This is a genomic window from Nocardia sp. NPDC060220 (genome assembly GCF_042727815.1).
GTDB lineage: Bacteria > Actinomycetota > Actinomycetes > Mycobacteriales > Mycobacteriaceae > Nocardia.
Genome location: NZ_JBHWZY010000346.1, coordinates 1 through 6,864 on the forward strand (window position 1 = coordinate 1; position 6,864 = coordinate 6,864).

Consider the following 6,864-nt stretch of genomic DNA (forward strand, 5'->3'; position numbering starts at 1 on the left):
TGCTCTCCGTCCCCGTGGGTGACAAGTTCCTCGGTCGCGTCGTCAACCCGCTCGGCCAGCCGATCGACGGCCTGGGCGAGATCGAGGCCGACGAGCGCCGCGTGCTGGAGCTGCAGGCCGCGTCTGTGCTGGAACGTCAGCCGGTCGAGGAGCCGCTGGCCACCGGCATCACCGCGATCGACGCGCTGACCGCCATCGGTCGCGGCCAGCGTCAGCTGATCATCGGCGACCGCAAGACGGGCAAGACCGCCGTCGCGATCGACGCGATCCTGAACCAGAAGGCGAACTGGGAGACCGGCGACGCCGACAAGCAGGTTCGCTGCATCTACGTCGCGATCGGCCAGAAGGGCTCCACCATCGCGGGCGTCAAGACCGCGCTCGAGGAGCACGGCGCGATGGAGTACACCACCATCGTCGCTGCCCCGGCCTCCGATTCCGCCGGCTTCAAGTGGCTGGCTCCGTACACCGGTTCGGCCATCGGCCAGCACTGGATGTACCAGGGCAAGCACGTCCTCATCGTGTTCGACGACCTGACCAAGCAGGCCGAGGCGTACCGCGCCATCTCGCTGCTGCTGCGTCGTCCGCCGGGCCGCGAGGCGTACCCCGGTGACGTCTTCTACCTGCACTCCCGTCTGCTGGAGCGTTGCGCGAAGCTGTCCGACGAGATGGGCGCCGGCTCGATGACCGGTCTGCCGATCATCGAGACCAAGGCCAACGACGTCTCGGCGTTCATCCCGACCAACGTCATCTCCATCACCGACGGCCAGGTCTTCCTCGAGTCCGACCTGTTCAACAAGGGCGTCCGCCCGGCGATCAACGTCGGTACCTCGGTCTCCCGTGTCGGTGGCGCCGCCCAGACCAAGGCCATGAAGAAGGTCGCCGGTTCGCTGCGTCTGGAAATGGCGCAGTACCGCGAGCTGGAGGCGTTCTCCGCCTTCGCCTCCGACCTCGACGCCGCGTCGCTGGCGCAGCTCGAGCGTGGCGCCCGCTGGGTCGAGCTGCTCAAGCAGGACCAGTACTCCCCGGTCTCGGTCGAGGATCAGGTCGTCTCGATCTTCCTGGTCGACGCCGGTTACTACGAGTCGGTGCCCGTCGAAGACGTGCGTCGCTTCACCGCCGAGCTGCTCGAGTACCTGCACGGCGCGACCCAGAGCTCGTTCGACGCGCTCGAGGGTGGCAAGAAGCCGCTCGCCGGCGAGGCCGCCGACGCGATCAAGGCCGAGACCGACAAGTTCAAGCAGGGCTTCCTCGATTCGAACGGCAATCGCATCGTGAACGAGGCTGCCGCGGGCGAGCTGGACCACGAAGAGGTCGAGTCGCTGTCGGTCACCCGCAAGCACGTCGACAAGTAAGCCGGGTCATGATGTCGGCAATTTCCGATCTGGCGAATGAAGGGAGTGTGAACCGCGAGTGGCAAGTTTGCGCGAATTGCGCTCCCGCATTCGTGGTGTGAATTCGATCAAGAAGATCACCAAGGCTCAGGAACTGATCGCGACCTCGCGAATTTCCAAGGCCCAGGCCAGGGTTGCGGCTGCCAAGCCGTACGCCGAGGAGATCACCAAGGTCCTCGGCGAACTGGCGAGCGCTTCGAAGAACCTGTCGCACCCGCTGCTGACCGAGCGTCCCAACGCTCGTCGGGCCGCTGTCCTGGTGATCACCAGTGACAGCGGTATGTGCGGTGGCTACAACTCGAACGTGCTCAAGCGTGCCGAAGAGCTCATGACCACGCTGCGTGGCGACGGCAAGGAACCCGTTCTGTACGTGATGGGCAGCAAGGGCATCACGTACTACAAGTTCCGCAACCGTCCGTTCCAGGCGTCGTGGTTCGGCTTCTCCCAGCAGCCCAAGTACACCGATGCCTCGGCCGCGTGCCAGCACCTGGTCGAGGCCTTCATGGCCGGCTCCGACAGCGAGGTCCCCTCGCTCGACGGCACCGGAACCATCGAGGGTGTCGACGAGCTGCACATCGTGTACACCAAGTTCGTCTCGATGCTGACCCAGAACCCGGAGGTGCGCCGTCTGGCGCCGATCCAGGTCAGCTACGTCGACGAGAACTACGAGCTCGGTGACGACATCATGTCGGATTCGCCGAACGCGGTGGCCACGGCGCAGTACGAGTTCGAGCCGGACGCCGATGTGCTGCTCGGGGCTCTGCTGCCCAAGTACATCAACACGCGTATCTACGCATCGTTGCTCGAGGCAGCGGCATCCGAGTCCGCGGCTCGGCGCACCGCAATGAAGGCGGCGACCGATAACGCCAACGAGCTGGCCAATGTGCTCCAGCGCGAGGCGAACTCGGTGCGTCAGGCCCAGATCACGCAGGAAATCAGCGAAATCGTCGGCGGCGTCAATGCGCTGGCGTCGAGCTCGGACCGCGACTAAGAAGCGCAGGAAGAGAACCAATCTAATGACCGCAGCTGTCACTCAGGACAACGCGAAGAAGGCGGGCGAAACCGCTGGTCGCGTCGTCCGTGTCATCGGCCCCGTCGTGGACGTCGAGTTCCCGCGTGGCGCCATCCCCGAGCTGTTCAACGCTCTGAACTCCGACATCGAGCTCCCGTCGGTGGCCAAGACCCTCACCCTCGAGGTCGCTCAGCACCTCGGCGACAACATCGTGCGCACCATCTCGATGCAGCCGACCGACGGCCTGGTCCGTGGCGCGACCGTCACCGACACCGGCAAGCCGATCTCGGTGCCCGTCGGCGACATCGTCAAGGGCCACGTGTTCAACGCCCTCGGTGACTGCCTCGACACCCCCGGCCTCGGCCGGGACGGCGAGCAGTGGGGCATCCACCGTCAGCCGCCGAGCTTCGACCAGCTCGAGGGCAAGACCGAGATCCTCGAGACCGGCGTCAAGGTCATCGACCTGCTGACCCCGTACGTCAAGGGCGGCAAGATCGGTCTGTTCGGTGGTGCCGGTGTCGGCAAGACCGTGCTGATCCAGGAGATGATCACCCGTATCGCTCGCGAGTTCTCGGGCACCTCGGTGTTCGCGGGCGTCGGTGAGCGTACTCGTGAGGGCACCGACCTCCGTCTGGAAATGGAAGAGATGGGCGTCCTTCCGGACACCGCCCTCGTCTTCGGCCAGATGGACGAGCCGCCGGGCACGCGTATGCGCGTGGCCCTGTCGGCGCTGACCATGGCGGAGTACTTCCGCGATGTCCAGCACCAGGACGTGCTGCTCTTCATCGACAACATCTTCCGTTTCACCCAGGCCGGTTCCGAGGTCTCGACCCTGCTGGGTCGCATGCCTTCGGCCGTGGGTTACCAGCCGACGCTGGCGGACGAGATGGGTCAGCTCCAGGAGCGCATCACCTCGACCAAGGGTCGCTCGATCACCTCGCTGCAGGCGATCTACGTCCCCGCCGACGACTACACCGACCCGGCGCCGGCGACCACCTTCGCCCACCTGGATGCGACGACCGAGCTTTCGCGCCCGATCTCGCAGAAGGGCATCTACCCGGCCGTCGACCCGCTGACCTCGACCTCTCGTATCCTCGAGGCTTCGATCGTCGGCGAGCGCCACTTCCGGGTTGCCAACGAGGTCAAGCGGATCCTGCAGAAGTACAAGGAACTGCAGGACATCATCGCCATCCTCGGCATGGACGAGCTCTCCGAAGAGGACAAGGTCCTCGTCGGTCGCGCCCGTCGCCTGGAGAAGTTCCTCGGTCAGAACTTCATCGTCGCCGAGAAGTTCACCGGCCAGGTCGGCTCGGTCGTTCCGCTGGAGCAGACCATCGACGACTTCGACCGTGTCTGCAAGGGCGAGTTCGACCACTACCCGGAGCAGGCGTTCAACTCCTGCGGTGGTCTCGACGACGTCGAGGCAGCCGCGAAGAAGATCCTCGGGAAGTAGTCCACTATGGCGGAGATGACAGTTGATCTCGTAGCTGTCGAGCGCAAGATCTGGTCCGGCCAGGCTTCGTTCGTCAGCGCGCAGACCACCGAGGGTCAGATCGGCATCATGGCAGGCCACGAGCCGCTGCTCGGTCAGCTCGTCGAGGGCGGCACGGTCTCCATCGTGTCGACCGACGGCGAGCGGATCGTCGCCGCGGTGCACGGCGGCTTCTTCTCGGTCACCGCCGACACCGTGCGGGTGCTGGCCGAGTCCGCGGATCTCGCGGGTGAGGTCGACGTCGACGCGGCACGCAAGGTGCTGGCCGATGCGAGCGCCACCGAGGTGGAGCTGCGCGCGGCCCAGGGCCAGGTGCGTGCGGTCGAAGCGACCGTGACCGACTGATCGCAGTAGTACGACTCTCTGCCGGCGAGGAACTTCGGTTCCTCGCCGGCAGAGTTGTTTGCACCGCCTTTTCGTGGGGATAGACGATCCGGCCGGAGCACCGCGTAGTGGGCGTGATTGAATGTCTGGGCGGGGGTGTCTTTGACACCGGCTAGAGCGAAAGGGCGTACGGCATTGCAAACCGGGATGGTTCTCCTGATCATTCTGGTGCTGACGCTCGTGTTCGTAGCCGGTGCGTCGACCTATCGCCTGGTGATGTTGCGCCGCGGGGGCACGGCCGCGCTCCTACGTTCACTGCCCGCGCGCGGCGGCCAAGGCTGGCGGCACGGGCTCATTCGCTACGACGAGGATCGCCTCGTCTTCTTCAAATTGACCAGCCTGAAATTCGGACCCGACTCCACGGTGCATCGGCAGGGCCTCGAGATCGTCGAGCGCCGAGCGCCGCAGGGCGACGAATTCGACATCATGAGCGATGACATCGTGGTGGTAGCCGTCACCGATCCGCACAGCAAATTCGAGCTCGCGCTCGACCGCGGTTCGATGGCGGCTTTTCTGTCCTGGGTGGAGTCGCGACCGTCCGATCGCGCCCGCCGCACTCGTGGAGGCCCGTCGTGAGCGTGCATTTGACCCGGATCTATACCCGCACGGGCGACGACGGGACGACCGGTCTCAGCGATTTCTCCCGTGTCGCCAAGAACGATCCCCGGCTGATCGCCTACGCCGACTGCGACGAGGCCAATGCCGCACTCGGTGTCGCCGTCGCTCTCGGTGCGCCCGAACCCCCTGTGCTGACGGTGCTGCGCCAGATCCAGAACGATCTGTTCGACGCGGGCGCCGATCTGTCCACCCCGGTTGTCGCCGAACCGAAGTATCCGCCGCTGCGCATCACCCAGCCCTATATCGACCGGCTCGAGAAGTGGTGCGACGAGTTCAACGACGGTCTGGCACCGCTGAATTCGTTCATTCTGCCCGGCGGCACGCCGTTGGCTGCGTTGTTGCACACAGCCCGCACTGTGGTGCGGCGCGCCGAGCGATCCGCGTGGTCCGCTGTCGAAACGCACCCTGACGACACCAGTGTGCTGCCCGCGAAATATCTGAATCGACTCTCGGACCTGCTGTTCATCCTCAGCCGCGCCACCAATCCTTCCGGTGACGTGTTGTGGCAGCCCGGCGGCGGGCTACCACGCTGAAAGCGACTCTCCGACGCGGAGAATCGGTCGGTTTCTTGTTCTTTCGTGGCAGGGGGGCGTGTCGTCGCGTGGCGGTCGATAAGCTGGCGTGGTGAGCGAACGGTTTCTGGTCTCCGGCGGCAATCGACTCGTCGGCGAGGTCGCGGTCGGCGGCGCGAAGAACAGCGTGCTGAAGCTGATGGCTGCCTCGTTGCTGGCCGAGGGCACGACCACCATCACCAACTGCCCGGACATCCTCGATGTCCCCTTGATGGCGGAGGTGCTGCGCGGCCTCGGCTGCGATGTGACGATCTCCGACGATGTCGGCGGCGACAACTCGGTGGTGACGATCGATACCCCCGCCGAGCCCAAGTACCACGCGGACTTCCCCGCGGTGACCCAGTTCCGCGCCTCGGTGTGTGTGCTCGGTCCGCTGATGGCGCGCTGCAAACGCGCCGTGGTGGCGCTGCCCGGTGGCGATGCGATCGGTTCGCGACCCCTTGACATGCACCAGGCGGGCCTACGCCTGCTCGGTGCGACCAGTGCGATCGAGCACGGTTGCGTCGTGGCGTCGGCCGAACAGTTGCAGGGCGCGCGGATCCGCCTCGACTTCCCGTCGGTGGGCGCGACCGAGAACATCCTGATGGCCGCGGTCCTGGCCGAGGGGGAGACGGTCATCGACAATGCGGCGCGCGAGCCCGACATCGTCGACCTGTGCACCATGCTCGTACAGATGGGTGCGCAGATCGACGGTGCCGGTTCCTCCGTGCTCACCGTGCAGGGCGTCAAGAGCCTCTCGCCCACCACACATCGGGTGATCGGCGACCGTATCGTCGCCGCTACCTGGGGGATCGCCGCCGCGATGACCACCGGCGATGTCCGGGTCACCGGCGTCAACCCCAAGCACCTGGCGCTGGTGCTGGACAAGCTGCGTTCGGCCGGCGCGCGAATCTCCTACGAGCCCAACGGTTTCCGGGTCGTGCAGGCCGAGCGGCCGCGTGCGGTGAACTTCGCGACGCTGCCGTTCCCCGGTTTCCCGACCGACCTGCAGCCGATGGCCATCGGCCTGGCCGCTATCGCCGACGGCACCTCGATGATCACCGAGAACGTCTTCGAGGCGCGGTTCCGTTTCGTGGAGGAGATGATCCGGCTCGGCTCCGACGCCCGGACCGACGGTCACCATGCGGTGGTCCGTGGAATCCCGCGGTTGTCGAGTGCGCCGGTCTGGTCTTCCGACATCCGCGCGGGTGCGGGCCTGGTGCTCGCCGGCCTCGTCGCTGACGGCGTTACCGAAGTGCACGACGTCTATCACATCGACCGCGGCTACCCCCGATTCGTCGAGCAGATGCAGGCGCTCGGCGGACAGGTCGAACGGGTAGATGCACCGAAATAGGGCCCCTGACCAGCCGATTTGACTTCGTGTTTGTCGGCACGTAACTTTATTCGAGTCAGAGC

7 protein-coding genes are annotated in these 6,864 nt (G+C 65.7%); all 7 read left to right on the forward strand.

Annotation, left to right across the window (positions count from 1 at the left end):
* Positions 1 to 1,352 (forward strand): F0F1 ATP synthase subunit alpha (gene atpA / locus ACFWF3_RS18860; protein WP_379314654.1); only part of this gene is annotated, 1,352 nt, incomplete at its 5' end.
* Positions 1,353 to 1,410: 58 nt separating this feature from the next.
* Positions 1,411 to 2,382, forward strand: coding sequence for a F0F1 ATP synthase subunit gamma (locus ACFWF3_RS18865; RefSeq protein ID WP_379314655.1), 972 nt, complete (start codon positions 1,411 to 1,413; stop codon positions 2,380 to 2,382).
* A 25-nt stretch (positions 2,383 to 2,407) separates the two neighbouring features.
* Complete coding sequence (gene atpD / locus ACFWF3_RS18870; RefSeq protein ID WP_056817894.1) at positions 2,408 to 3,856, forward strand: F0F1 ATP synthase subunit beta; 1,449 nt, start codon at positions 2,408 to 2,410, stop codon at positions 3,854 to 3,856.
* 6 nt (positions 3,857 to 3,862) lie between these two features.
* On the forward strand, positions 3,863 to 4,240 hold the full coding sequence (locus tag ACFWF3_RS18875; protein ID WP_378963587.1) for a F0F1 ATP synthase subunit epsilon: 378 nt from the start codon (positions 3,863 to 3,865) through the stop codon (positions 4,238 to 4,240).
* A gap of 186 nt (positions 4,241 to 4,426) precedes the next feature.
* Positions 4,427 to 4,855, forward strand: a complete 429-nt coding sequence (locus ACFWF3_RS18880) for a DUF2550 domain-containing protein (protein WP_378639396.1) — start codon at positions 4,427 to 4,429, stop codon at positions 4,853 to 4,855.
* A complete protein-coding gene (locus tag ACFWF3_RS18885; RefSeq protein ID WP_379314656.1) occupies positions 4,852 to 5,430 on the forward strand; it encodes a cob(I)yrinic acid a,c-diamide adenosyltransferase in 579 nt (192 codons plus the stop codon). Before ACFWF3_RS18880 ends, ACFWF3_RS18885 begins: the two co-directional genes overlap by 4 nt.
* A gap of 91 nt (positions 5,431 to 5,521) precedes the next feature.
* Complete coding sequence (gene murA / locus ACFWF3_RS18890; RefSeq protein ID WP_056819138.1) at positions 5,522 to 6,802, forward strand: UDP-N-acetylglucosamine 1-carboxyvinyltransferase; 1,281 nt, start codon at positions 5,522 to 5,524, stop codon at positions 6,800 to 6,802.
* Positions 6,803 to 6,864 lie beyond the last annotated feature (62 nt).

Coding starts and splice junctions, on each gene's coding strand:
- atpD (WP_056817894.1), top strand. CDS start 2,408: ATGACCGCAGCTGTCACTCAGGACAACGCGAAGAAGGCGGGCGAAACC.
- ACFWF3_RS18875 (WP_378963587.1), top strand. CDS start 3,863: ATGGCGGAGATGACAGTTGATCTCGTAGCTGTCGAGCGCAAGATCTGG.
- ACFWF3_RS18880 (WP_378639396.1), top strand. CDS start 4,427: ATGGTTCTCCTGATCATTCTGGTGCTGACGCTCGTGTTCGTAGCCGGT.